The following is a 22995-nucleotide window of genomic DNA, read 5'->3' on the forward strand; positions in this document are numbered from 1 at the left end:
CACCAATAGGCAGCATTTGTCAGATGTCAGGTCAGATCATGCCCCTGGTCGCTTCACGCCGAAGACCACCAGCAGCAATGGATAGCGAAGACCGTACATGCGACCCAGCTTGAGCCGTCTTTTCACTGCTCCCAGGGCCGACCACCCTGTTGCGGCCGCCAGCCTTGGCTGCGTAGAGCCTCTGATCCGCTCTTTCCATCGCCGCTTCCACGGTTTCTTTAGCGCTCAGTTGTGCGATGCCGAAGCTTGCCGTCATCACCCGCGTTCCGGACGAAAACTCAAACGGCGCCACCTGGAATTCAGCGCGTATACGCTCGGCGACCTCCGCCGCCTGATCCTCGTCTGCATCCGGAAGGATGATCGTGAATTCCTCGCCACCGGTTCGCACGACCAGGTCCTGCGAACGCACGTTCACCTTGAGCAGTTGCGCGAAGCTTCGCAGGACTTCGTCGCCGGCGCTGTGGCCGAAGCGATCGTTGACGCTCTTGAAATGGTCGATATCGCAGACAATGACGCTGACGGACGTGCCGGATCTCTTGCGAAGCAGATGCTTCAAGCGTTCATCGAGCCCGCGCCTGTTCAATGCGCCAGTCAACGGATCACTATCCCGCTCCCGCCTCAGATCATCCATGACATCGGTCAGCGCCGCCGTTAACAGCAGGAATGCCAGCCCGGCGCCAAAAATGGCCAAGGAGAACTGAAGAACGTTCCAGAAAAGGGAAGTCCTGAACGCTTCGAGACTGCCGGGAGCGGAAAAGCCGATCGTGATGATCGTGCGCGGGAAAAACTGGACTGAAAACCCGAAGAGCGTCCAGAAAAGCAGGCGATCGACAAGCCGCTCATGCCGTAGCGACCTGAGCCGCAGTGCGGCCATCAGCAGGATGGCACCGTAACCGAAATTTTGTACATAGATACGAGCCAGCAGGTTCGGCGCAACATAGCAGAAATACCAGAGCAGACCGGTGACGGCGCAGAGAATGGCTCCGTCGAGGCGCAATCCCAGCCGCTTTCCCGATCGCAGCAACATTCCCTCGGCCGTTGCCAGGACCGCGACAGTATAAAGGAAACCGGAAAAAACGGCGTTCGGCCCCGTTCCGCTCGGCCACCCCAATATCTGGGAGGCCGCGGCCGAAGCAAAGACGGTACAACCCAGGGCGAGGAGAAGAAGGTAGGGCCGTCTTCTCTCAAGAGCCCATGCCCACAGGAACATGAGCCCGAACAGCACGAAAATGCCTGGCCAGATCAGAACCCTTGCCAAACTCGCTATCGAGTTGTCCATTTCGCTACCACTCGCGGGCAGTCATTGCCGGATATCTCAGTTGCGGCGCGAATAGCAAAACTCTGCTGTATGGCAGATGAATATTTCATCTCGGATTTTAATCGTTCCAGGGAATTTCGCCCAAAGATTGCATATCCTCAGACAGGAACCCTTCCGCGGCGATCAAGATGACCTACATATCCGGCGGGCGCTTCCGCCACGCGAGGCGAACGCGTTATCGAAGGAAGGGGCATGAACCGGACCCTGATCATTGTCGGGCTGGCTATCGTCGCAATCGGCCTCCTCTGGCCCTGGCTGTCGCGCCTTGGCCTGGGACGCCTGCCCGGCGATCTCGTGATCAGGCGCGGAAACTTCACCTTCTATGCGCCGGTCGCCACCGCGCTATTGGCCAGCGTCGCGCTTTCGGTGATCGTCTGGCTGATCAGGCGCTAGAGCGGTTCCAGTTAAAAGAAGAACGGTGTTGACGCAGCCAGTCGGCGGTCACCCGACTGGCCTCGGCGAGAGCGGAGACGGGATCACGACCGCCGAGCAGCGCAAAAAGGAAAGCGCCGCTGAAACGGTCGCCGGCGCCGATCGTATTGGCGACCCGCACCGTGGGCGCCGGATCGACATGGATCGTCCGGCTGCCGTCAAAGAGGATCATCGGGCGCGGCCCATCCGTCAGGACCAGGCCCTTCAGGCGCGGCCCCGCAAGGGCCTGAGCACGCTTCCAGACGGATTCGAGATCGTCGGCGGCATCGGTGCGGGAGGTGACGACATAGTCGGCCGGCCTGGGCGTTGCGGGGCGAAGCGGCAGTTGCGAAACCACCAGCGGAATATCGCCAAGCCTCGATACGAGCGCCTCTTCAAGCTGAAGGGCATTGAGATAGGCGGCGTCGCCCGCAAGTTCTCCCCGCACGGACAAGGTCGCGCGCGGCCCGTCCGCCGGCGCCAGGATCGTTCTTTCGCCACCCGGTTCGAGAAGGATTTCCAGCGGCACGGTTTCGCCGGGCATCATCGCCACATGGCGCGTGTCGAACCCCGCCGCACCGAGCGCCTTCAGCGCGGAAAGGCCCTGTTCGTCCTGCATGAGGCGGGTCACCAGCGCGACCGAGGCTCCGAGTTCCAGAAGCTGGCTGCCCGTGTGGAAGCCGCCGCCGCCGAGGTGGACGCTGCGATCGGAAAAGCGCAGCCGTCTGCCCGGCGTCAGATGATCGTCGAGTTGCCAGATGCGGTCGTGATTGACGGATCCGATGACGATGGTTCGGTACATGAGGCGTTTATCTCTCGTCGAGGCCGGGCGCCAGCGCGTCGACGATGAAACGCTGCGCGCTGAGGAATATGACGAGGACGGGCACAATCGACAACAGGCTGGTGGCCATTAGCGGGCCCCAGACGCGTTCCGTGCCTTCGAGATCGGCAAAGGTGGCGATCCCGGTGGTCAGCGTCTTCTTGAACCCGTCTTCGAGAACGAGCTGGCCCCAGAGATAGATGTTCCACGCCCCCATGAAGGAAATGACCGAAAGCGCCGCGATGGCCGGAACGACATTTGGAATGCCGATCTCCATGAACTGCCGCCACAGGCCGGAACCGTCGATCCTGGCCGCCTCGAACATCGACGCAGGCAGGGAGCGGAATGCCTGGCGCATGTAGAAGACATAAAAGCCGATATAGGGGATCGACGGAATGACCATGGCCCCATAGGTGTCGAAAGCCTGCATCTTCACCACGGCGATATAGGTCGGGATGATGGCGAGCACCGTCGGAAACGACATGGTGGCGATCACGAACCAGAAGAGCGGCCGCCGGCCCGGAAATTCCATGCGGCCGAAGGCGAAGCCGGCCGGGACCGCCAGAAGCAGCTTTCCGAGCGTGATCAGCGTGGCGGTGAGGATCGAGTTCCACAGCCACATCCAGATCGGATGACGGCTCGCGGCGATCGTGAAATTCGAAAGCGTCGGGTCCTCCGGCCAGAGGCGGACGGCCCTGGCGGTGATGATCTCGTTCGGCGTGAAGGCCGAGGAGACCATCCACACGAGCGGAAAGACGGTCGCAAGGCTGGTGGCCAGCAGGACCCCGTGGATCACCAGCCGGTGGATCGAGCGGCGAAGCGGAACGGCACTCATCCGTAATGCACCCTTTTTTCCCCGACGCGGAACTGCAGCCAGGTGACGGCCAGCACCATGACGATGATGATGACCGCGACCGCGCTTGCCGGTCCGAACTGGAAGAACTGCAAGCCCTGCTGCCAGAGGAAATAAAGCAGGCTGGAGCTTCTCCCCGCCGGACCGCCATGGGTCAGCACGTCGATGACGCCGACGATATCGTCGAGGACATGGAAGAGCGTCGTGACGCTGATGAAGAAGGCCGTCGGCGTCATCAGGGGAAGGCTGATCGTGAAGAAATGCCGCCGGGGACCGGCGCCGTCGAGCTGCGAGGCCTCGCGCAATTCATGGGGAAGATTGGCGAGTGCCGCAAGCCAGAGAAGCATGTTGAGGCCGAAGGTCTTCCAGAAGGTCACCAGGCAGACGCAGAGCAAAGCGAGGTCCGGGTCCGTGTGCCAGCGGGACTTCGGAAAGCCGAAAAACCCGAAGATCTCGTTGAACAGGCCGTTGACCGGATTGAGCAGCCAGGACCAGGCGACCCCCGCCACGGAATAGGCGAGGATCGTCGGCAGGAACAGGCTGCCGCGATAGAGGCCCTGAACCGGGCTGTGGCGCACCGCATGGATCATCACCGCCAGGACCAGCGGCAGGATGATCTGGGCCGGGATGAGGATCACGCAATAGAGCACGGTATTCCAGGCGGCCGTCCTGAAATCGACATTGTCCAGAATGGCCGAATAGTTGTCGACGCCGACGAAGCGGACTTCGGCGGACAGAAGGTTCCAGTCGAGCACGGAAAGCAGCGCCGAAGCGAAAAGCGGTCCGTAGAGAAAGATCGCGACGGAAAGAACGGCCGGCCCCACGAAGAGATAGGGGGCCAGCCTTCTGAAGCCTGACGGCATGATGCTTACGCTCACGCCGAGACCAGAGCGTCCAGTTCCTGGTGGGCGCTCTTCATGCCGTCCGCGACCGATACTTCCTTGAGCAGCATGCGGGAGACCCATTTGCGCCAGATCGCCTGGCCCTCAAGGCCGCGCTTGCCGGGCCAGATGGTCTCCGCGGTCAATCCGTCCGCAAGCTGCCCGGCCGCCGGCTTCATGAAGTCGTTGATCAGCGGAATGTCATGGACCGAGGTGTTGAGATAGCCGACGGCCGACCAGATCGACTGCCCTTCCTTCGAGGCGCAGAATTCCAGGAAGGCAAGCGAGGCTTCGGCCTGTTCCTTGTTCCGGGCATAGACGGCGAGGAAATTGCCGCCGCTGTTCATCCTGCGCGAATGGCCGGCAAGGCCGGGGAATTTTGCGGTGACCGCCTTTGCCCCGCCGAAGGGGAAGGTCGCCGCGCGCGTCGAACTCGTGGTGCAGATGGCGAGCGCGCCGGATTCGAAGGCGGCGTCCTGATCCTTGGCGCTGACGGGAAGCCAGAGGCCCTCATGCGCCGGCGCGCAATATTCCATCATGCCCGCCACGGCTTCCGGGCTGTTCAAGGCCAGCTTGCCTTCCGGATCGATGATGTAGCCGCCGGCATTCTGGATGAAGGACTGGCTCGTCCATTCGTTGTTGGAAAGCGCCAGCGCCGAACGGTAGGTCGGGTGCTTGTCCTTAAGCTTCGCGTCGAGCTTGCGGGCGTTGTCGTAAAGCCATGCGGTGTCCGGATTTTCCGGCAGGGCAGGATCAAGGCCCGCCTCTTCCCACAGCTTGCCGTTGATGAAGGTGATCGGCGTCGACATGGCCCAGGGCAGGCCGATCAGCGCGCCGTCGATGGTCACCAGCGGCAGGACCGACGGGCGGAAATTGGCGAGGATCGCCGCCGCCCTGCCGGCGTCGATCTCCCGCAGGTCGCGGGCGCCGAGCGTGCGCTTGGCGAAATAGCCGAATTTCCAGCCGGTGATCATCATCGCGGGCGGACGGCCGGCCGCCGTGCTTGCCACCGCCTTGGCGATCGCCGCCTCGTAATCGCCGTCAAAACGATTGGTCACGGTGACGCCGAGCTTCTTCGCATTGAAGGCGTCGACCACTTTCTGGAAAGGCTTGTCGGAACCCCAGGGGCTCGACACTTCGATGGCTGCGTCGGCGGAGCGTGCGGGCGACGCCGCCACCATGCCTGCACCAGCCGATGCCGCAACCGCGGCCATGAATTTCCGGCGACTCATCTCGACCATTTTTTGCTCCATATCATTCGAATGTAATTCGAAACATCCGAATATCTCGGTAGCGTCGATCGGTGACACCTGTGTGAAGTTCCGCCGCTTGCGTGGCCGATATTTTCGATTTTATCGCCCGCTCCTGACGGGCGGATGACAGAAGAGTGACCGGCGGCCGTGGTTGCAACCCGATCATCCCGAAGGTATCGAACATTCGAATGACACGAGCCGAATCGGACAGGCAGGACATGGAGAAGAAATCCCCGCACGGGCAGTGGCAGCAGGTCGAGGAGGACATCGCCGAGGACATATTGGCCGGCCGGCTTTCGCCCCAGACCCAGCTTCCGAAGGAGGCCGAGCTCATGGAGCGTTTCGGCGTCGGGCGCCACACGATCCGGCGCGCCATGTCCAGCCTCCAGAGCCGCGGGCTGGTGCAGGTCGAACAGGGCCGGGGGACCTTCGTGCGGGACGGGCGCCTGGAATACCGCCTTTCCGAGCGAACCCGCTTTTCCCAGAACCTGCTCGACCAGGGGCGCGAACCCTTCGGCCAGGCCGTGCGCGAGGAGGAGATCGCCGCTTCGGCCGCCGTTGCCGAAGCACTCCGGCTGCCGCGCGGCGAGCCGGTCTATCACATCGTCCGGCGCGGCTTTGCCGACGAGGAGCCGATCAACCTTTCCGACGCCTATTATCCCGTCCGCCGCTTTCCGGGCTTCGACAAGGCGAGGCGCAGCGGACGGAGCGTCAGCGTGATCCTCTCGGAATACGGCGTTCCCGACTACATCCGCCTGCGGACCGACATCCTGGTACGGCTGCCGACGCCCGAGGAGGCGCGCCAGCTTTGCCAAGACATATCCCAGCCGATCATCGCGCTGAAAAAAGTGGATGTCGACATGAAGGGAACGCCGATCGCCTATTCGGAAACGGTGTGGCCCGGCGAACGGGTGCAGTTCTCGATCGACAATACCAGCCAGCTCCTCGACGCGCTTGCGGCGAAATGAGCGTCATGCCGCGATTGGAGGCGGGAAGGCGTTGGTGGAAACCGTGGGGTTTTGCGCTCAATGCCCGGTAGTCCAAACTTGAAGCTGCAGCCAGAATCGATCAGCATTGCTCTACCGGATGGAGGGTAGAAAGTGGATGGGCAGTGGCTTGGGGCTTTTAGTGGCACGAACAACGGCATCATGATGATTGATGCAGATGATCTAGGTGATCATGTGGAAGGTCGTGCATACGTCTTCGATAATGCACAGGGAATGCCGGGATTTGTTGCCAGCTTTCGCACATCCAACCGTAACCCGGTTCAGACTCTAAACATAGCACTTGACGTCCTTCATCCTGTTACCTTCGATGTCATCCCTCGACATCAAGTGCCACAAGTATTTCCCGGGCAGGCCATTCCCGCAAGTGCAACGCTTATCTTAACCCTGAAGAAGCGTGTGCTTAGCGTCAAATGGTCAACCCCTGCTGGAACGAGCGGCACAGCAATGCTTCCGCGCAGCAAGGCTGACAAACCATCAGACTATCGAGCTGATCGGGCGATCAAGACGTGGGACTCCTTCAAGCGGTTCGCCATAGGGCTGGAACCGGGTCGCTTCATTTTTCGCGGTCAGTCGCGGCCGTTTCGCCTTAGGACGGCATTCCATCGAACCAAGCGCAAGGACCTCGTTCGCTTTATTAACGAAGATATCCCGACACTGCACCGAATGCTGACGGCGAGGACCAAGCACCTGTTTAATCTCAATGAGCCTCTACAAAATGGGGCTTTCTGGAATTTAGCCCAGCACCACGGTTACCCGACTCCACTCTTGGACTGGACGCATTCGCCATTTGTTGCAGCGTATTTCGCATTCCGACCCGAGCGGCAAACGATTGACATGAGGAGCGATAAAGTCCGAATTGTAATGTTCGACCGGAGACAATGGACAACGGACTTTAGTCAGCTGCAGAGGGTGCATTTCACTCGGCCTCATTTCTCAATTCTAGAAGCCTACGCGATTGAAAACGAAAGGGCTCTCCCTCAACAAGCGCTTTCGAGCGTAACCAACGTTGATGATATAGAATCATACATTAGCAGCAGGGAAGTACAGCAAGGCAAACGTTACCTTCGCACCTTTGACCTTCCATATGAAGAGCGAGACAATGTTCTTCGAGAGCTTCGGCTGATGGGTATTACCGCCGGTTCTCTGTTCCCCGGCTTCGATGGAGCATGTGAGGAGCTTCGAATGCGGCTTTTCGGCTAAGCGACACGAAGTGGGATTTGTCCACGCAAGTGCCAAACACTTACAGACTCAACCTCCTTACCTCAAAACAAAGCGTGGCTGGGGCGCCTGGATTCGAACCAGGGGATGGCGGTACCAAAAACCGCTGCCTTACCGCTTGGCTACGCCCCAACGCGCGGGCGATATATCGGTAAAAAAACCGCCCGGACAAGCGGGCCTGCTGTAGCAAAGCTTTCTCGCCCCCTCAACGCCTAACTTTGCGATTTTTCCGATTTTCCGATGGCTGTTTTTGAATGCGCCGCAGCAGAAGCGGTGGTAGAGCGTTTCGGAACAGATCGGAAAATCAGGCAAGCGCCGGGGCCGGCATGGCAGAGGACCTCACTTTCGACATGGAATTTTCGCCAGCCTACGGCATGGCCGTGCCCGTGGCCGACGGTGTGCAGCGGCTCACCGTCAACAACCCCTCGCCGTTCACCTTCCACGGCACCAATACCTATATCGTCGGTCGTTCCTCGGTCGCGGTCATCGATCCGGGGCCGGAGAACAACGCGCATTTCGATGCCTTGATGGCCGCACTCAGGGGCCGCGAGGTCACCCATATCTTCGTCAGCCACACCCATCGCGACCATTCGCCGCTTGCCCGGCGGCTCAAGGATGCGACCGGCGCGCTCACCGTCGCGGAAGGGCCGCACCGCGCCGCAAGGCCGCTGCATGCGGGCGAGGTGAACCCGTTCGCGGAAAGCTCGGATACCGGCTTCGTGCCGGATATCGCGGTTGCGGACGGCGAGACCATCGAAGGAGACGGCTGGGCGCTTGCCGCCGTCCACACGCCCGGCCACACGGCCAATCACGCGGCCTTCGCGCTCCAGGGCACGGGCGTGCTCTTCTCCGCCGACCACGTGATGGCCTGGGCGACGACGATCGTGGCGCCGCCTGACGGTTCCATGGCGGATTTCATGGCCTCGATCGAAAAGCTCCTGGAGCGGGACGACCGCATATTCCTTCCCGGCCACGGCGGACCTGTGAAGGAACCCGCCTCCTTCCTGCGCGGCCTGCGAACCCATCGCCGCATGCGCGAACGCGCCGTCCTGGAGCGCATCCGGGCGGGCGACCGGCTGATACCCGACATGGTGAAGGTGATCTATGCCAGCACCGATCCGCGGCTGCACGGCGCCGCGGCACTCTCCGTGCTCGCGCATCTGGAAGACCTCATCGAGAAAGGCCGGGTGGCGACCGAGGGCCCGCCGTCGCTTTCAGGCGCATATCGGCCGGCTTAGTTTCCGGCAATGCCCAGAAGTTCCGTATCGAGCCGGTCGAGGAAATCCTCGGCGATGGCCTCGCCCATGCCAAGATCGTGCGGGCCGTAGCGGGACGCGACGCGGATATCGACCGAGGTGGTTTCGGCATCTTCCCGCAGGCGGATGACCAGATCGAAGCGAAGCCCCAGAACCAGCGTGCGGGTCTCGCCCTGCAGCAGGACGTCGCCGGCATTGCCGAAGACCGGAGAAAGCAGCGGCTCCGGCCGCTGCAGCGGAACCGGCGCCACGTCCGGCACGGGTGCCTGCTCGTCTTCCGGCGCCGGGCGTTCGGCGATATCGGGCTCGACCAGTTCGACGCCTTCCTTCCTGGTGATCGAGATGCGGGCGGAAAGCACCGCCTTCTGCACGCCCTCGTAGACGCGGTCGAGCGCTCCCTCGTAGCGCCGGCCGGTCAGGCCGGGATAGGCGACGAACTGGGCGCGGCGGTCGGCCGGCGTGACGGCATCGGGCCGCGGCAGCCATTGCTGCCTCGCATGCGCCTCGACAACCCAGGGCGGCGGATCGGCAAGGTCGGTTGAGATGTCATGGAGGGCCGGCAAGGTGTAATAATAGAAAGCGCCGGTTGCCACGACCCCAAGCGGAATGGCCGCGTAGAAGAGCCCCTTGCCGGCCGCGACGCCGCCTTCCGCGCCCACCTGCCAGAGACGGGCGAGGCCGATCAGCGAGAACGGTACCGACACCGCGGCGATCGCCGCCGAAAGAAAGGTCAGCGACAGGAAATCCGGCGTCGTCAGCGGACCGAGGCGATGCGCCAGCACCGCAATGACGAAGAGCATGAGCGCCGAAAGGCCGAGCCTGCGGGCGGCATAGGCCGAATGGGAAACGGGCCGGACGAAACGGACGGTCATCGGATCGGGCAGGCTCCATGGCAAAAGCACAGCGGATACTCATATACACGTTGTGCGTCTCGGATCTTGTCTCTGCGCATGTCGTTATCCCGGAACCGGTTGCCACTTCCGGGCGTCATGCTTTCATGTGTAAAACAGCTCGGCCGGGAATGGAATCCTCAGATTCGCAGCCGGCCACTGAAAGGGAGTTCCTGCCATGCGTCTTTACCGCCTCGTTGTGCTTGCTGCGCTTGCCGCTCCGCTTGCAGCCTGCCAGACCATGACGCCCGAGGAACGCCGCGCGGCCGACGAGAGCACCTGCGCCGGCTACGGCTTCCGTCGCGGCACCGAGGCGATGGCGCGCTGCATGCTCGACCTGGAACTCGACCGCCGCGCCGAGTCCCGCGCCTTCCAGATCCGCAGCAGTTCGATGATGTGGAGCCCGATGGTGGTCGAACGCCGGGTGATCGTCGAGCGGAAGTAGCCGGGCGCCACGCATCCGGTTTTCGCCGGCATCGCGGGGGAGATCATCGGGAGCGGCGGGAACGTCAGAAATTCCGCATCTGGTAATGCGGGATGCCGACCTCGAAGAACTCGTCGCCATGGATCTGGAAGCCGAAGCGCTCGTACATGGCCGTCTTGTCGCTCTGCGCCGTCAGATAGAAGCGGTTGCCGCGCACATCCTTGTGCGCTTCCATCGCGTGGCGGATCATGGCGCTCGCAACCCCCTTGCCGCGCCAGGGAAGGCTCACCACCACCCGGCCGATCCTGACGTAATCATCCGCATGGATGACGCGCAGCGTGCCGCAGACCTCGCCCGACACAATGGCAACGAAATGGAAGGCGTTCAGATCATCCGCGTCGAATTCCATGTCGGCGGGGACGTTCTGCTCGACGATGAAGACTTCGCGGCGCAGCCGGAACCCTTCGTTGCAGAGCGTGCTGAAGACGGGTACGGACAGGACCGTGATCGGATTCATCGCTTCCTCCTCTCGATTGCGGCCTGCGCCGCGGCAAGCCGCGCGATCGGCACGCGGAAGGGCGAGCACGAGACGTAATCGAGACCGGAATCCTCGCAGAAATGGATCGAGGCCGGATCGCCGCCGTGCTCGCCGCAGATGCCGAGTTTCAGATCGTTGCGGGCCTGGCGGCCACGCTCCGCCGCCAGCCGGATCAGTTCACCGACGCCGTCGAAATCGAGCGAGATGAACGGATCGTGCTCGATGATGCCCTTTCTCTGATAGGTGGGGATGAAGGCCGCCGCATCGTCGCGCGAGATGCCGAACGTGGTCTGGGTCAGGTCGTTGGTGCCGAAGGAGAAGAATTCCGCCGTCTCGGCGATCACATGGGCGCGGATCGCCGCACGCGGCAGCTCGATCATCGTACCGACAAGATAGCGGATCGGCGTGCCGCTTTCCTTCGCCACATCCTCGGCGACGCGGTCGATCACATCCTTCACATAGTCCAGCTCGGTGCGGAGGCTGACTAGCGGCACCATGATTTCCAGTTCCACCGGCTCACCGGTCACCTTGGCCGCCTCCACGGCCGCCTCGAAGATGGCACGGGCCTGCATTTCGGCGATCTCGGGATAGGAAATCGCCAGCCGGCAACCGCGATGGCCGAGCATCGGGTTGAACTCGTGGATCGCATCGATGCGGCGGGCAAGAAATGCCGACGACATGCCCATGGCTTTCGCGACGTCGGCAATCTCGGCCTCCGTCTTCGGCAGGAATTCGTGCAGCGGCGGATCGAGCAGCCGGATCGTCACCGGCAGGCCGTGCATGATCGAGAAGAGCTCGACGAAATCGGAACGCTGCATCGGCAGGAGTTTCGCAAGCGCCGCACGCCGGCCGCCCTCGTCCTCGGCAAGGATCATCTCGCGCATCACCTGAATGCGATCGCCTTCGAAGAACATGTGCTCGGTGCGGCAGAGCCCGATGCCTTCCGCGCCGAAGGAACGGGCGGCGCGGGCGTCCTGCGGCGTGTCGGCATTGGTGCGCACCGTCATGCGGCGGCACCTGTCGGCCCAGGCCATCAGCTTGCCGAAATCGCCGGAAAGCTCCGGCTGTATCATCGGCACGGCACCCTCCAAGACCTGGCCGGAGGAGCCATCGATGGTGATCGTATCGCCCCGCTTCAGCGTCATCCCGGCGACGCCGATCAGCACCTCATTGCGCATGTCGACGCGCATGGAGCCGGCGCCGACCACGCAGGGGATGCCCATGCCGCGGGCGACGACGGCCGCGTGGCTGGTCATGCCGCCGCGCGTGGTCAGGATGCCTTCTGCCGCGTGCATGCCGTGGATATCCTCGGGGCTCGTTTCGATGCGAACCAGGATGACCTTGCGACCTTCGGCTTCCGCCTGCACGGCCTCTTCCGCCGTGAATACGACCTCACCGGTCGCCGCCCCGGGCGAAGCCGGCAGGCCGGACCCGATGACATGGCGCTCGACGCGCGGATCGATAGTCGGATGAAGAAGCTGGTCCAGCGAAGGCGGCTCGATGCGGCAGACAGCTTCTTCCTCGGTGATCAGTCCTTCAGCGACCATATCCACGGCAATCTTCATGGCGGCACGGGTGGTGCGCTTGCCGGATCGCGTCTGCAGCATCCAGAGCTTGCCGCGCTCGACGGTGAATTCGAGATCCTGCATGTCGCGGTAATGCGCTTCCAGCCGTCCGCAGATCTCCTTGAACTCCGCAAATGCCTCCGGCATCAGCTTCTCCATGGACGGCTTTTCCGAACCGGACGCGAGGCGTCCCTCTTCGGTGATCGATTGCGGCGTGCGGATTCCCGCCACGACATCCTCGCCCTGCGCATTCACCAGAAACTCGCCATAAAGCGCCCTTTCGCCGGTGGACGGATTGCGGGTGAAGGCCACGCCGGTCGCCGACGAAGAGCCAAGATTGCCGAAGACCATGGCCTGGACGTTGACGGCCGTGCCCCATTCCTCCGGAATGCGATGCAAGGTGCGATAGGTCTTGGCGCGCGGGTTCATCCAGCTCGAAAAGACGGCGGCGATTGCCCCCCAGAGTTGAACGTGCGGGTCCTGCGGGAAGCTCTCGCCGAGTTCCTCCTCGATCATCTGCTTGTAGATGCCGACGACATGCTGCCATTCGACAGCGGAAAGATCCGTATCGTATTCGTGGCCAAAGCGCGCCTTCTCATCCTCGAGGATTTCCTCGAAAACCTCGTGGTCGAGGCCCATGACCACGTCGGCATACATCTGGATGAAGCGGCGGTAGCTGTCCCAGGCGAAGCGCGCATCGCCCGCGTCATGGCCGAGCGCCTGCACGGTCTCGTCATTGAGGCCGAGATTGAGGACAGTATCCATCATGCCGGGCATGGAGGCGCGCGCGCCCGAACGAATGGAGAGCAGCAGAGGCTTGGGATGCCCGCCGAATGTGCGGCCGGTCAGCTCTTCCATGGCTGCAATGCCTTCAAGGACCTGAGCTTTCAGCTCTTCTGGAAGTGCCTTGTCATTGTCGAAATAAAAGGCGCAGGCTTCGGCAACGATCGTCAGTCCCGGCGGCACAGGCAGGCCGAGACTCGCCATTTCCGCAAGATTGGCGCCTTTGCCGCCAAGCCGCTCGACATCTGCGGAACGGCCTTCCGCCTCGCCTCCGCCGAAGCGATAGACCCACTTCGTCATACTGCTCTCCACCCCTACGCAGTCTCTTTTTGCAATAACTACAAGTTTTATGATGGTTTGGGAACGGATGAAGGCAGGATTATGTTGCATCGCAACATAATCGATGACGAGAGCGTTAAAGGAAGGTGCAGGGCCGCCCAGAAAACAAAGCTTTGCGGGGCCGGATCACAGGCGGCCCCGCAAAGCTTTCCGCCCAGGACAGGAAACCCGGACGGGGGGTAGGAAACTCGATCGCCGTGCCTCGCTTAACGCCAAAGGACGACATTTATTCGAAATCCACGATCACAAGACACTAATAACCGAAAAATTGCATCCCCCATATGGGTGATTCTACGTAATCGCGAGCATTTTTATGAAACTCGGTAAATTGCTCAACTCGCCTCACGCATCAGTTCTGCTGTCTGCAGATCGACGGATACGAGCTGGGAGACCCCCTGTTCGGCCATCGTGACGCCGAAGAGCCTGTTCATGCGGGCCATGGTGATCGGGTTGTGGGTGATGATGACAAAGCGGGTTTCCGTGGAGGCCGCCATTTCATCCATAAGGTTGCAGTAGCGCTCCACGTTGTGGTCGTCCAGCGGCGCATCCACCTCGTCCAAAACGCAGATCGGCGCCGGATTGGTGAGGAAGACGGCGAAGATGAGCGCCATGGCGGTCAGAGCCTGCTCCCCGCCGGAAAGCAACGTCATGGTCTGCGGCTTCTTGCCCGGCGGACGGGCAAGGATCTCAAGACCGGCTTCGAGAGGATCATCCGATTCGATCAGCTGCAGTTCGGCGGTGCCGCCGCCGAACAGGTGCGTAAAGAGCCGCTGGAACTCGGCATTGACCACATCGAAAGCGGCCAGCAGGCGCTCGCGGCCTTCGCGGTTGAGGCTCTGGATCGCGCCGCGCAGCTTGCGGATCGCATCGATGACGTCGGCGCGCTCGCGCATCAGTATATCGAGCTTGTCGGACAGCTCCTTCTGCTCCTCGTCAGCGCGCAGGTTGACGGCGCCGAGCCGCTCGCGCTCCATCCGCAACCGATCGACCTCGCGCTCGATCTCGCGGATATCGGGCATCGGCGCCTCGGGCCTGAGGCCTGCAAGCCGAAGCACCTCATGCGGCGCGACATTCAAAGTCTCGCGGATCCGCTGCTCGCTCTCGTGACGCTTCTCGGCAGCCGACACCAGGCGTTCTTCGGCCCTGCCGCGCTTTTCGCGCGCTTCGGCAAGCTCGGAAAGAGCGATCGCGGCAATCCGATCCGCCTCGCGCTGGCGGGTTTCGGCTTCGGCCAGCCGATCGGCGGCGGCGCGACGGGCCTCCTCCGCCTTCTGCAATTCGCTGAGCAGCGCACGCCGCTTGTCATCGAACTCTTCGGGGGCGGCCTCGAGGTCGACGATCTCCTCGCGGGCCTCTTCTTCGCGCTCACGCAGGTTTGCAATATGATCGGCAGCACTCGCCGCCCGCGCCGTCCAAGAGGCGCGCTCCTGCGCAATCGCGGCAAGCCGGCGCTTGCGAGCCTCGGTCTCGCGACTCAGACCCTCGTAGCGGGCACGCGCCTCGGCAAGCAGGCCGCGATCGGTCGCCACCACCGCCTGCTGTTCGCGGAGCCGGTTGTCGATGTCGGAAATATCCGGCGCATCTTCAAGCTCGGCCCGGGCGTTCTCCTCCTGCAGTCCGATATCCTCGATCTGCGTGTTGAGCTGGTTCACCGCTTCGGTGGCGACATCGCGGCGGCGCATCAGGTCGCCGGCGGCGCGCTCGGCGGCGGCCAGCGCATCGCGGGCCTCGGTGAGCCGTCGAGCGGCAAGCCGGCTGCGGTCGCGGGCGTCGTTGAGCTGCCGTTCCCTCGCGACGATCTCGGCGGCGGCCGAAGTGAGCGCCACTTCGGCTTCCGAGAGCAGAATGCGGGCCTCGTCGATCTCCGCTTCCAGTTCCGATAACCGGTTCTTCTGGGAAAGCCTGAGCGCTGCAGCGCCCGGCGCTTCGGAACCGGTCACATGCCCGTCCCAGCGATAAACGCCGCCTTCCCTGGTCACCAGCCGCTGGCCGGGCGCGAGCTCGCGCATCAGGCGATGCGCGTCCACCTCGGCAACGACCCCGATCTGCGCGAGGCGACGGGAGAGTTCCGGCGGCGCGGTCACTCGGGCGATCAGCGGTTCGGCGCCGTGCGGCAGAACCGGATCGCTGGAGCCATCGCCGTTCTGTGACCAGTAGGTCGGCGCGGAACTGTCGATCGGGCTTTCAAGATCGTCGCCGAGTACGGCGCCAAGTGCAGCTTCGTATCCACGATCGACGCGGATCATTTCCGCAACCGCGATGAAATCGCCGGAAGCGGCGCCGGCGGCCAGCATTTTCGAAATGGTGCGCGCTTCGGTTTCCAGCGCGTTGAGCGCCGAACGGGCGGTATCCACCGGGCCCCGGGCCATCTGTTCATTGGATCTAGCGGAAGCAAGTGCGGCTTCCACCTCCTCAACGATCACCGCAGCATCCTCGACGGCGATTTCCGCCGCCTCCACCGCTTCACGCTTCTCGGCGGGATCGTCGAGGCCGGAAAGACGCTCGTTGATCGCGTCAAGCTCAGCGGTCGCATCGGCAAGCTGCCGGTCGAGACGCTGGCGGCGTTCGGCGAGATCGCGGATCAGCCGTTCGAGCTGATTGCGGCCAGCGGCAGCTTCTGCGCGCTCCGCGGTGATGGCGGAAAACAGCTTCTCACTTTCGGCGAGTGCCGCGGCGGCCGTTTCGAAGGCCTCGCGCAATTCGTCCGCTTCCAGGCCGGAATCGGCCAGCATATCGCTGAGTTCGGCTTCCTCCTGGTCCAGCTTTTCAAGGAAGACGGCATTGTCGGCGGCGAGCTGCTCCTCGCGACGGATGTCCTCTCCGAGCTGAGCGAGCCTCCGGGTAAGCTCGTCGCGACGCTTCAGGAGCCGGTTTGCCTCCTCCTCCAGTTGCCCGCGAGCGATCTGGATGCGCTGCAGGGCCGCGCCGGCTTTCGCCTCCTCCTCGCGCAGCTCCGGCAGCTTGAGACTTGCGACGGCTTGGCTCTTGGCCGCCTCCATCTGCGCCTGCGCCTTCTCTGCGACGATGGCCGTCACCTGGTTGAGCGCGCTTTCCGCTTCACCTTCCGCCTCCTTTGCCTGCACCCAGCGAATATGCAGCAGCATAGCCTCGCGGGCGCGGATATCGGCCGACAGCGTCTTGAAGCGGTTCGCCTGACGAGCCTGACGCTTCAGGCTCTCGATCTGTGTTTCGAGCTGGGTCAGAACGTCGTCCAGGCGTTCGAGATTGCCCTCTGCCGCGCGCAACCTGAGTTCCGCCTCGTGACGGCGGGAATGCAGGCCGGAAATGCCGGCCGCCTCTTCCAGGAGCTGGCGGCGAGCCTGGGGTTTTGCCTGGATGAGTTCGCCGATCCGCCCCTGACCGACCATGGAAGGCGACCGCGCGCCGGTCGAGGCATCGGCAAAGAGAAGCTGCACGTCCTTGGCGCGCGCCTCCTTGCCGTTGATGCGATAGATGGAGCCGGATTCGCGCTCGATGCGCCGGCTTACCTGGATTTCGTCGGCATCGTTGAAGGCGGCGGGCGCGGTGCGGTCGGAATTGTCGAGATGGAGGCCGACCTCGGCGGTGTTGCGGGCCGGGCGGTTGCCGGAGCCGGAAAAGATCACGTCATCCATGCCGGACGCGCGCATGTTCTTGTAGGAATTCTCGCCCATCACCCAGCGCAGCGCTTCGACAAGGTTGGACTTGCCGCAACCGTTCGGGCCGACCACACCGGTCAGCCCGCGCTCGATGATGAATTCCGTCGGCTCGACGAAGGACTTGAATCCGACAAGGCGCAGCTTGGTGAACTTCATGCCGCGCCCCTCACCTTCCCTTCAGGGAAGGAGTGCTCACAACAGGCTGTCGATGAGCTTGGACATGGAATCAACCGACATGTCTCCCGAATACTTCTTGCCGTTGATCAGGAAGGTCGGCGTGGAATTCACACCAAATTTGTCCGCGCCCCGCTTCACGACCTCGTTTACTTCATCGAGAAGCTTCTGGTTCGTCAAGCAAGCCTCGAAACTCTGCTGTGAGTAACCTGCCAGTTTGACGCTCTGAAGCAGGGCATTGCGGACATTGCCGTCGGCCGGAGCGGCCCAGGCGCGCTGCTGCTTGAAGAGCATCGAGACCATCGGGAAATATTGGGCAGGCGTGGAAAGCTCCTGCGGGTTCTGCGGGTTGCAGCGGGCCAGCATGAAGGCGGCCGTCGCAACCGGATCGAACGGGAACTCGCGGATGATGAAGCGGACCTTGCCGCTATCGATATACTTGGTCTTGATGGCCTCGAAGGTATTGTTGTGGAAATTGGCGCAATGCGGGCAGGTCATCGACATGTATTCGATGATTTTCACCGGGGCATTCTCTTCACCGAGCGCCATTTCCGCCAGCGGACCAGGCTTCAGCGCCTCGGCCATATCCACATCGCCTTGCGATTCCGGCATTTCCTGAGCGAAGGCTCGTGAAGCACCGAGCGGCAGCGCCAGGCAAAGAGCGGCCGCGGCCCCTCCGCCGAGAAGTGCGCGCCTGGTGGTGGTGATATCGTTCATCTGCATGGAACACCCGTGTGCGAGAGATCTCGAATTGTTTGACATTCCGTATCGCGGCACCCGAACGCGAACAAGCTGTCGATAGGCAAAACTCTTCAAAGAATTGTGACAAATCGAAAGTGTATCAGAGATGAACGCAAGGTTCCCCGCGTTCATGCCTTGCGCTTCTTCTGCAGGACGGCGGTGCCCAGCCGGGCCACCGCCTTTTTCAGCGCCTCGCTTTCGATGCCTTCCATCATCGTTTCGAGGCGTCTCGCCGCCTCGCCCTTCAGCGGCGGCGGCCGCTTCGGATGCCTGGAAGTCGGCGCGACGGGCTTCTGGACGATGCGGATCTGCCGAACAGCGGGAAAACCGAAAAAGCCGTTGATGCGGGCGATCAATTCGCCTTGGGCATGGGTGAGAAACAGCGCGCGAGCGCCTTCGCAGGCAATCGTCAAAACGCCGGGCTGATAACTCGTTTCGCCATATCCATCATTGCGCGGCCAGACGATCTTCTCCGGCCGCGTGCAATCGGCAAAACCCTCGCCGGCGATCTCGTCCCAGGAGCCGAGCAGCGCCGTCGATATGCCGGCACGGCGGGCCAGCACCGGATCGATGATGCCGTTCGCGACCTCGGAAATCTGGACGACGCCTCGCCGGGCGCCTTTCTTTGGATAACTCATCGCTCTTGTCGGATTCCTGGCCGCATTCGTCAGCGCCGTCCTTGATGGCGGCGCATTCCTGTTTCAAGTATAGGGCATCTCCTCCCGCAACGGCAAACGATGCTCCAGACGCTCCCCGCACCCCATGCCCCGAAGCTTCTTTCCTGGTACGACCGGCACCATCGGGAATTGCCCTGGCGCGTGAGCCCGGCTGCCGCGAAGGCCGGAAAACGGGCCGATCCCTATCACGTCTGGCTCTCGGAAGTGATGCTGCAGCAGACGACCGTGCAGGCCGTGAAATCCTATTTCGCCAAATTCCTGACGCTCTGGCCTAAGGTGACCGATCTGGCGGCAGCCCCGGTGGAGGACGTGATGGCCGCCTGGGCCGGGCTCGGTTATTACGCCCGCGCGCGCAATCTCAAGAAATGCGCCGAGGCAGTGGCGGCCAAGCATGGCGGCGTCTTTCCCGATACGGAGGAAGGGCTGAGGGCGCTTCCCGGCATCGGCGGCTATACGTCAGCGGCCATTGCGGCGATCGCCTTCAACCGGCAGTCCGCCGTGATGGACGGCAATGTGGAGCGGGTGATCTCGCGGCTCCACGCCATCGATGCGCCGCTGCCGGGCTCCAAGCCCTTGATGAAGGCCAAGGTCGCCGAACTGACGCCTTCGGATCGGCCGGGCGACTTCGCCCAGGCGATGATGGATCTCGGTGCCACCATCTGCACCCCCAAAAGGCCGACCTGTGCACTCTGTCCCTTCCGTGACGACTGTCTTGCCTTTGCCGAACACGACCCGGAGAGCTTTCCGGTCAAGGCGGCGAAGAAGGAAAAGCCGGTGCGGTTCGGCGCGGCCTTCGTCGCCGTGACGCCTGAGGGCGAAGCGCTTTTAAAGCGCCGCATCGAAAGCGGCTTGCTCGGCGGCATGACGGAAGTGCCAACCACTGCCTGGACTTCGCGGGTCGACGGCGGCACGACGGCAGACCATGCTCCCTTTCCTGCAGGCTGGGAAGCCTGCGGCACGGTCACCCACGTCTTCACCCATTTCGAACTCAGGCTTTCCGTCTTCCGGGCGCTGACCGAGAAGGTCGCCGTCGATGACGGATGGTGGGAACCGGTCACAAATCTTGAGACGCAGGCGTTGCCGACTGTCATGAAAAAAGCAATCGCGCAGGCTATTCCGCGAGCCTTCGAAAAACATCCGAACTGATTCTTTCAAGGAATACTCAATGGCGGCCAAGATCGACCATATCGTCTTCGACATCGGCAAGGTGCTGATCCACTACGATCCGAACATTCCCTTCAGCCGCATCATCCCCGATGAAGAAGAACGCAAATGGTTCTTCCTCAACGTCTGCACCCATGAATGGAATCTGGAACAGGACCGCGGCCGCGCCTGGGAAGATGCCGAAGCGCTGCTGATCGAGGAGCACCCTGAGCGCGAGGAACAGATCCGCGCCTTCCGCAAATACTGGCACGAGATGGTTCCGCATGCCTATGACGGCTCGGTGGCGATCATGGAGGGCCTGATTGACGGCGGTCGCGACGTGACGATGCTGACCAACTTCGCCGCCGATACCTTCGTCGATGCCCGAAAACTGTTTCCCTTCCTCGACAAGCCGCGCGGCGTGACGGTCTCCGGCGAGATCGGCCTCATCAAGCCGGACGTGGCGATCTACGAAAGGCATGCCCGCGACTTCGGACTCGTCCCGGAAGCGACGATCTTCATCGACGATTCCTACCCGAATGTGGAAGGCGCCCGAGCCGCCGGCTGGCAGGCGGTGCATTTCAAGGATCCCGAAACGCTTAGAAAGGACCTCGCCGGCTACGCCGTGGAGGTCTGACCGAAAGAAATATGGCGCCCGGGGTCAGCCTCCCCGAGCGCCAATTCTCCTCACCCGGGACTAGAGGTACATGACCGGGCAAGGAATTTGTGCGATCTGGCGGGACCGGTGGATCAGTCCAATTTTGCCAGGTCGTTGCGGATGACGGTCCTGAGTTCATCGATGGGCTTGAGCGATTGCCCGTCGTCGAAGTGCCAGAACGTCCATCCGTTGCATGCATCAAAGCCCTGCACTTTCGCGCCCAGGCGATGAATGGAGCCGGCCTCGCCGTTCGCCGAAAGCGTGCCGTCGGCACGGATGATGGCGCTGAAACGACGCCTTGCGTCGGTCAGTACCTGGCCCGGCCGGACGAGACCCGCCTCGATCAGCGCGTTGAAGGCCACGCGAGGTTCGGCCTTCTTGCCGGTCATGACCGTCAGTTCCGCCTTGCCGAGCGGTTCGACGGCCGCGATGCGGGCGGCGGCGGCATCGATGTAATCCTGTTCTCGCTCGATCCCTACGAAATTGCGGCCAAGACGCTTCGCCACCGCACCGGTCGTGCCGGAGCCGAAGAAGGGGTCGAGGATGACGTCGCCGGGCCTGGTGGACGCCATGATGACGCGGGCAAGCAGCGCTTCCGGCTTCTGGGTCGGATGGACCTTCTTGCCATCGTCATCCTTCAGGCGCTCGGAACCGGAGCAGATCGGAAAGAGCCAGTCGGAGCGCATCTGGACGTCTTCGTTCGACGCCTTCAGCGCATCATAGTTGAAGGTATAGCTTTTCGCCTTGGCGTCACGGCTTGCCCAGATCATTGTTTCATGGGCGTTCTGGAACCGGCGGCCCTTGAAATTCGGCATCGGGTTCACCTTGCGCCAGACGATATCGTTGAGCAGCCAGAAATTCAGGTCCTGCATGATCGCGCCGACGCGGAAGATGTTGTGATAGGAGCCGATGACCCAGATGGTGCCGTTCGGCTTCAGCACACGGCGGCAGGCGAGCAGCCAGGCGCGGGTGAAGGCATCGTAGACCTCGAAGGAGGAAAACTGGTCCCAGTCATCGTCGACAGCATCGACCAGCGACTGATCCGGGCGGTGCAGCGTGCCGCCAAGCTGAAGGTTATACGGAGGATCGGCAAAGATCGCATCGACGGAGTGATCCGGCAGCGCTTCCAGAGCGGCGACGCAATCGCCCTTGATGATGGAGTTGAGCCAGGAAACCCGACGGACCTGCCCCTGCAGATCGGCCAGCGGAAGAACTGCTGCCATAAGATACTCGCTACGCTGTACTCGAACGAATTTACTGGCCGTTATGGTTACCCAGCTTGGTTACCAAAAGCTGAAAGCATTGAACGATTTCGAAAAAAAATTCGAGGGCGTGGAATAACCTCCAGCGATAGGCTAAAATCCGCGTCATGAAAAAGAACGAGGCCATCGAGAAGCTGAAACGGCAGGCCGACGCCATCCGGGCGCTTGGTGCGACATCGCTTTATCTTTTCGGCTCGGTCGCCCGGGACGAGGCAGGTCCAATAAGCGATCTCGATCTGTTCATCGACTATGATCCAGAGAGCCGCCTCAACGCGTTCGATCTCGTCGGCATCAAACTCTTTTTGGAAGACGAGCTTCACCTGCCGGTCGACATAACAACGCGTGACAGCCTTCACCCAATGTTGCAGTGCGGAATTGAGAATTCCGCCTTACAAATCTATTGATACCGCAAGATTACGGCGATCACGCCGCATGCACCTTGCGGCTGTCCTCCGGCGCCTCGTCGCGCTCGAACATGCCGTAGTCGCGCAGCACATGGCCGATGCGGAGGCGGTAATCGGCGAATATGCCGTTACGTCCCGCCTGTTGCGCGGCGCGGTGGGCTTCCAGATTGCGCCACTGGCGCACCGCCTCCTCGTCCCGCCAGAAGGAGAGCGAGAGGAGTTTGCCGCGCAGGGTGAGGCTCTCGAACCGCTCGATCGAGATGAATCCATCGATCTTTTCGAGTTCCGAGCGCAGTTCTCCCGCAAGGTCGAGATATTTGTGGCGTTCGCCCATATAGGGCACGACTTCGAAGATGACGGCGATCATGGCTTTACGAAAGCTCCGTGGGGAGTGGACACATTCTTCAGGAAGATCCGGTCTTCCTTCAGAATAAAACGCTCGCGTTTTGCGAAGGCGTAGTTCTGTTGACCAAGCGGATCGGCCGCCAGCCGGGCGCGGTAGCTTTCGTAGGCCGCCAGGCTCTCGATATTATAGACGCCGTAGGCGGTCGTGGCCGAGCCTTCATGGGGGCCGAAATAACCGATGAGGTCGGCGCCGCAACGCGGGATCGCCTGGCCCCAGTTGCGGGCATATTCGGCGAACTCCGTTTTCCTGAACGGGTCGATCTCATAGCGAATGAAACACGTGATCATGGCTTTCTCCTGTCTTGCAAGGGTGTTTTGCCATATTGCCGAACGAAGA

Annotated in this window: 22 protein-coding genes and 1 tRNA gene; 8 read left to right on the plus strand and 15 right to left on the minus strand. The window is 62.2% G+C overall.

What is annotated here, in order from left to right; genetic code table 11:
* Positions 1 to 31: 31 nt before the first annotated feature.
* Positions 32 to 1279 carry a GGDEF domain-containing protein gene (locus ABK249_RS00335; RefSeq protein ID WP_081953007.1) on the minus strand — a complete coding sequence of 416 codons (1248 nt, stop codon included), beginning with the start codon at positions 1277 to 1279 and terminating at the stop codon, positions 32 to 34.
* 231 nt (positions 1280 to 1510) lie between these two features.
* Here ABK249_RS00335 and ABK249_RS00340 point away from each other — a divergent pair, with 231 nt between their 5' ends.
* Entirely contained in the window at positions 1511 to 1711 is a 201-nt protein-coding gene (locus tag ABK249_RS00340) for a DUF2905 domain-containing protein (RefSeq protein ID WP_037157979.1), read from the plus strand.
* Here ABK249_RS00340 and ABK249_RS00345 read toward each other — a convergent pair.
* Genes ABK249_RS00345 through ABK249_RS00360 form a run of 4 tightly spaced genes read right to left on the minus strand, consistent with a single transcriptional unit; the run spans position 1701 to position 5524 of the window.
* Positions 1701 to 2531 carry a PfkB family carbohydrate kinase gene (locus tag ABK249_RS00345; protein ID WP_037157982.1) on the minus strand — a complete coding sequence of 277 codons (831 nt, stop codon included), beginning with the start codon at positions 2529 to 2531 and terminating at the stop codon, positions 1701 to 1703. The two genes, ABK249_RS00340 and ABK249_RS00345, sit on opposite strands and share 11 nt — an antisense overlap.
* A 7-nt stretch (positions 2532 to 2538) precedes the next feature.
* Complete coding sequence (locus tag ABK249_RS00350) at positions 2539 to 3384, minus strand: carbohydrate ABC transporter permease (RefSeq protein ID WP_244446970.1); 846 nt, start codon at positions 3382 to 3384, stop codon at positions 2539 to 2541.
* A complete protein-coding gene (locus ABK249_RS00355; protein WP_161784812.1) occupies positions 3381 to 4280 on the minus strand; it encodes a carbohydrate ABC transporter permease in 900 nt (299 codons plus the stop codon). The genes ABK249_RS00350 and ABK249_RS00355 overlap by 4 nt, the downstream gene beginning before the upstream one ends.
* The gene (locus ABK249_RS00360) at positions 4277 to 5524 is read right to left on the minus strand and encodes an extracellular solute-binding protein (RefSeq protein ID WP_037157989.1); all 1248 of its coding nucleotides are present in this window, start codon (positions 5522 to 5524) and stop codon (positions 4277 to 4279) included. Before ABK249_RS00360 ends, ABK249_RS00355 begins: the two co-directional genes overlap by 4 nt.
* A gap of 230 nt (positions 5525 to 5754) precedes the next feature.
* Between ABK249_RS00360 and phnF the strand changes: the two genes are divergently transcribed.
* Together phnF and ABK249_RS00370 are read left to right on the plus strand one after the other, a co-directional pair.
* On the plus strand, positions 5755 to 6504 hold the full coding sequence (phnF, locus tag ABK249_RS00365) for a phosphonate metabolism transcriptional regulator PhnF (RefSeq protein WP_037159780.1): 750 nt from the start codon (positions 5755 to 5757) through the stop codon (positions 6502 to 6504).
* A 132-nt stretch (positions 6505 to 6636) separates the two neighbouring features.
* A complete protein-coding gene (locus tag ABK249_RS00370) occupies positions 6637 to 7743 on the plus strand; it encodes an FRG domain-containing protein (protein WP_037157994.1) in 1107 nt (368 codons plus the stop codon).
* A gap of 75 nt (positions 7744 to 7818) precedes the next feature.
* Here ABK249_RS00370 and ABK249_RS00375 read toward each other — a convergent pair.
* Positions 7819 to 7893 (minus strand) — tRNA-Gln (locus ABK249_RS00375).
* A 194-nt stretch (positions 7894 to 8087) separates the two neighbouring features.
* Between ABK249_RS00375 and ABK249_RS00380 the strand changes: the two genes are divergently transcribed.
* The gene (locus ABK249_RS00380) at positions 8088 to 8999 is read left to right on the plus strand and encodes an MBL fold metallo-hydrolase (protein WP_037157997.1); all 912 of its coding nucleotides are present in this window, start codon (positions 8088 to 8090) and stop codon (positions 8997 to 8999) included.
* Here ABK249_RS00380 and ABK249_RS00385 read toward each other — a convergent pair.
* The gene (locus ABK249_RS00385; protein WP_037158000.1) at positions 8996 to 9889 is read right to left on the minus strand and encodes a DUF1499 domain-containing protein; all 894 of its coding nucleotides are present in this window, start codon (positions 9887 to 9889) and stop codon (positions 8996 to 8998) included. The genes ABK249_RS00380 and ABK249_RS00385 overlap by 4 nt on opposite strands.
* A gap of 196 nt (positions 9890 to 10085) precedes the next feature.
* Between ABK249_RS00385 and ABK249_RS00390 the strand changes: the two genes are divergently transcribed.
* A complete protein-coding gene (locus ABK249_RS00390; protein WP_037158003.1) occupies positions 10086 to 10352 on the plus strand; it encodes a hypothetical protein in 267 nt (88 codons plus the stop codon).
* Positions 10353 to 10416: 64 nt separating this feature from the next.
* Here ABK249_RS00390 and ABK249_RS00395 read toward each other — a convergent pair whose 3' ends face one another.
* The 5 genes from ABK249_RS00395 to ABK249_RS00415 all read right to left on the minus strand — a co-directional run bounded on the left by ABK249_RS00395 (position 10417) and on the right by ABK249_RS00415 (position 18747).
* On the minus strand, positions 10417 to 10848 hold the full coding sequence (locus tag ABK249_RS00395; RefSeq protein WP_037158006.1) for a GNAT family N-acetyltransferase: 432 nt from the start codon (positions 10846 to 10848) through the stop codon (positions 10417 to 10419).
* Positions 10845 to 13517: a pyruvate, phosphate dikinase gene (gene ppdK, locus ABK249_RS00400; protein WP_037158009.1), complete on the minus strand. Its 2673-nt coding sequence runs from the start codon at positions 13515 to 13517 to the stop codon at positions 10845 to 10847. Before ppdK ends, ABK249_RS00395 begins: the two co-directional genes overlap by 4 nt.
* A 371-nt stretch (positions 13518 to 13888) precedes the next feature.
* Positions 13889 to 17350, minus strand: a complete 3462-nt coding sequence (locus ABK249_RS00405; protein WP_037158012.1) for a chromosome segregation SMC family protein — start codon at positions 17348 to 17350, stop codon at positions 13889 to 13891.
* Positions 17351 to 17386: 36 nt separating this feature from the next.
* Entirely contained in the window at positions 17387 to 18091 is a 705-nt protein-coding gene (locus ABK249_RS00410; protein ID WP_037158015.1) for a DsbA family protein, read from the minus strand.
* Positions 18092 to 18237: 146 nt separating this feature from the next.
* Complete coding sequence (locus ABK249_RS00415) at positions 18238 to 18747, minus strand: DUF721 domain-containing protein (RefSeq protein WP_037158018.1); 510 nt, start codon at positions 18745 to 18747, stop codon at positions 18238 to 18240.
* 99 nt (positions 18748 to 18846) lie between these two features.
* Here ABK249_RS00415 and mutY point away from each other — a divergent pair, with 99 nt between their 5' ends.
* Positions 18847 to 19932, plus strand: a complete 1086-nt coding sequence (mutY, locus tag ABK249_RS00420; RefSeq protein ID WP_348861904.1) for an A/G-specific adenine glycosylase — start codon at positions 18847 to 18849, stop codon at positions 19930 to 19932.
* 19 nt (positions 19933 to 19951) lie between these two features.
* Positions 19952 to 20566, plus strand: coding sequence for an HAD family hydrolase (locus ABK249_RS00425; RefSeq protein ID WP_037158024.1), 615 nt, complete (start codon positions 19952 to 19954; stop codon positions 20564 to 20566).
* A 113-nt stretch (positions 20567 to 20679) separates the two neighbouring features.
* Here the strand turns inward: ABK249_RS00425 and ABK249_RS00430 are convergent, their stop codons facing one another.
* Positions 20680 to 21810, minus strand: coding sequence for a site-specific DNA-methyltransferase (locus ABK249_RS00430; RefSeq protein ID WP_037158026.1), 1131 nt, complete (start codon positions 21808 to 21810; stop codon positions 20680 to 20682).
* Between the two features lie 146 nt (positions 21811 to 21956).
* Between ABK249_RS00430 and ABK249_RS00435 the strand changes: the two genes are divergently transcribed.
* Positions 21957 to 22253, plus strand: a complete 297-nt coding sequence (locus ABK249_RS00435; RefSeq protein ID WP_348861905.1) for a nucleotidyltransferase family protein — start codon at positions 21957 to 21959, stop codon at positions 22251 to 22253.
* 19 nt (positions 22254 to 22272) lie between these two features.
* Here ABK249_RS00435 and ABK249_RS00440 read toward each other — a convergent pair whose 3' ends face one another.
* Positions 22273 to 22620 carry an antibiotic biosynthesis monooxygenase family protein gene (locus ABK249_RS00440; protein WP_037158031.1) on the minus strand — a complete coding sequence of 116 codons (348 nt, stop codon included), beginning with the start codon at positions 22618 to 22620 and terminating at the stop codon, positions 22273 to 22275.
* Positions 22617 to 22946, minus strand: a complete 330-nt coding sequence (locus ABK249_RS00445) for an NIPSNAP family protein (RefSeq protein WP_037158034.1) — start codon at positions 22944 to 22946, stop codon at positions 22617 to 22619. The genes ABK249_RS00440 and ABK249_RS00445 overlap by 4 nt, the downstream gene beginning before the upstream one ends.
* Positions 22947 to 22995 lie beyond the last annotated feature (49 nt).

It is taken from the genome of Neorhizobium phenanthreniclasticum (assembly GCF_040066075.1).
Classification (GTDB): domain Bacteria; phylum Pseudomonadota; class Alphaproteobacteria; order Rhizobiales; family Rhizobiaceae; genus Neorhizobium; species Neorhizobium petrolearium.

Coding starts and splice junctions, on each gene's coding strand:
- ABK249_RS00335 (WP_081953007.1), bottom strand. CDS start 1,279: ATGGACAACTCGATAGCGAGTTTGGCAAGGGTTCTGATCTGGCCAGGC.
- ABK249_RS00340 (WP_037157979.1), top strand. CDS start 1,511: ATGAACCGGACCCTGATCATTGTCGGGCTGGCTATCGTCGCAATCGGC.
- ABK249_RS00345 (WP_037157982.1), bottom strand. CDS start 2,531: ATGTACCGAACCATCGTCATCGGATCCGTCAATCACGACCGCATCTGG.
- ABK249_RS00350 (WP_244446970.1), bottom strand. CDS start 3,384: ATGAGTGCCGTTCCGCTTCGCCGCTCGATCCACCGGCTGGTGATCCAC.
- ABK249_RS00360 (WP_037157989.1), bottom strand. CDS start 5,524: ATGGTCGAGATGAGTCGCCGGAAATTCATGGCCGCGGTTGCGGCATCG.
- phnF (WP_037159780.1), top strand. CDS start 5,755: ATGGAGAAGAAATCCCCGCACGGGCAGTGGCAGCAGGTCGAGGAGGAC.
- ABK249_RS00380 (WP_037157997.1), top strand. CDS start 8,088: ATGGCAGAGGACCTCACTTTCGACATGGAATTTTCGCCAGCCTACGGC.
- ABK249_RS00385 (WP_037158000.1), bottom strand. CDS start 9,889: ATGACCGTCCGTTTCGTCCGGCCCGTTTCCCATTCGGCCTATGCCGCC.
- ABK249_RS00390 (WP_037158003.1), top strand. CDS start 10,086: ATGCGTCTTTACCGCCTCGTTGTGCTTGCTGCGCTTGCCGCTCCGCTT.
- ABK249_RS00395 (WP_037158006.1), bottom strand. CDS start 10,848: ATGAATCCGATCACGGTCCTGTCCGTACCCGTCTTCAGCACGCTCTGC.
- ppdK (WP_037158009.1), bottom strand. CDS start 13,517: ATGACGAAGTGGGTCTATCGCTTCGGCGGAGGCGAGGCGGAAGGCCGT.
- ABK249_RS00405 (WP_037158012.1), bottom strand. CDS start 17,350: ATGAAGTTCACCAAGCTGCGCCTTGTCGGATTCAAGTCCTTCGTCGAG.
- ABK249_RS00410 (WP_037158015.1), bottom strand. CDS start 18,091: ATGCAGATGAACGATATCACCACCACCAGGCGCGCACTTCTCGGCGGA.
- ABK249_RS00415 (WP_037158018.1), bottom strand. CDS start 18,747: ATGAGTTATCCAAAGAAAGGCGCCCGGCGAGGCGTCGTCCAGATTTCC.
- mutY (WP_348861904.1), top strand. CDS start 18,847: ATGCTCCAGACGCTCCCCGCACCCCATGCCCCGAAGCTTCTTTCCTGG.
- ABK249_RS00425 (WP_037158024.1), top strand. CDS start 19,952: ATGGCGGCCAAGATCGACCATATCGTCTTCGACATCGGCAAGGTGCTG.
- ABK249_RS00430 (WP_037158026.1), bottom strand. CDS start 21,810: ATGGCAGCAGTTCTTCCGCTGGCCGATCTGCAGGGGCAGGTCCGTCGG.
- ABK249_RS00435 (WP_348861905.1), top strand. CDS start 21,957: ATGAAAAAGAACGAGGCCATCGAGAAGCTGAAACGGCAGGCCGACGCC.
- ABK249_RS00440 (WP_037158031.1), bottom strand. CDS start 22,620: ATGATCGCCGTCATCTTCGAAGTCGTGCCCTATATGGGCGAACGCCAC.
- ABK249_RS00445 (WP_037158034.1), bottom strand. CDS start 22,946: ATGATCACGTGTTTCATTCGCTATGAGATCGACCCGTTCAGGAAAACG.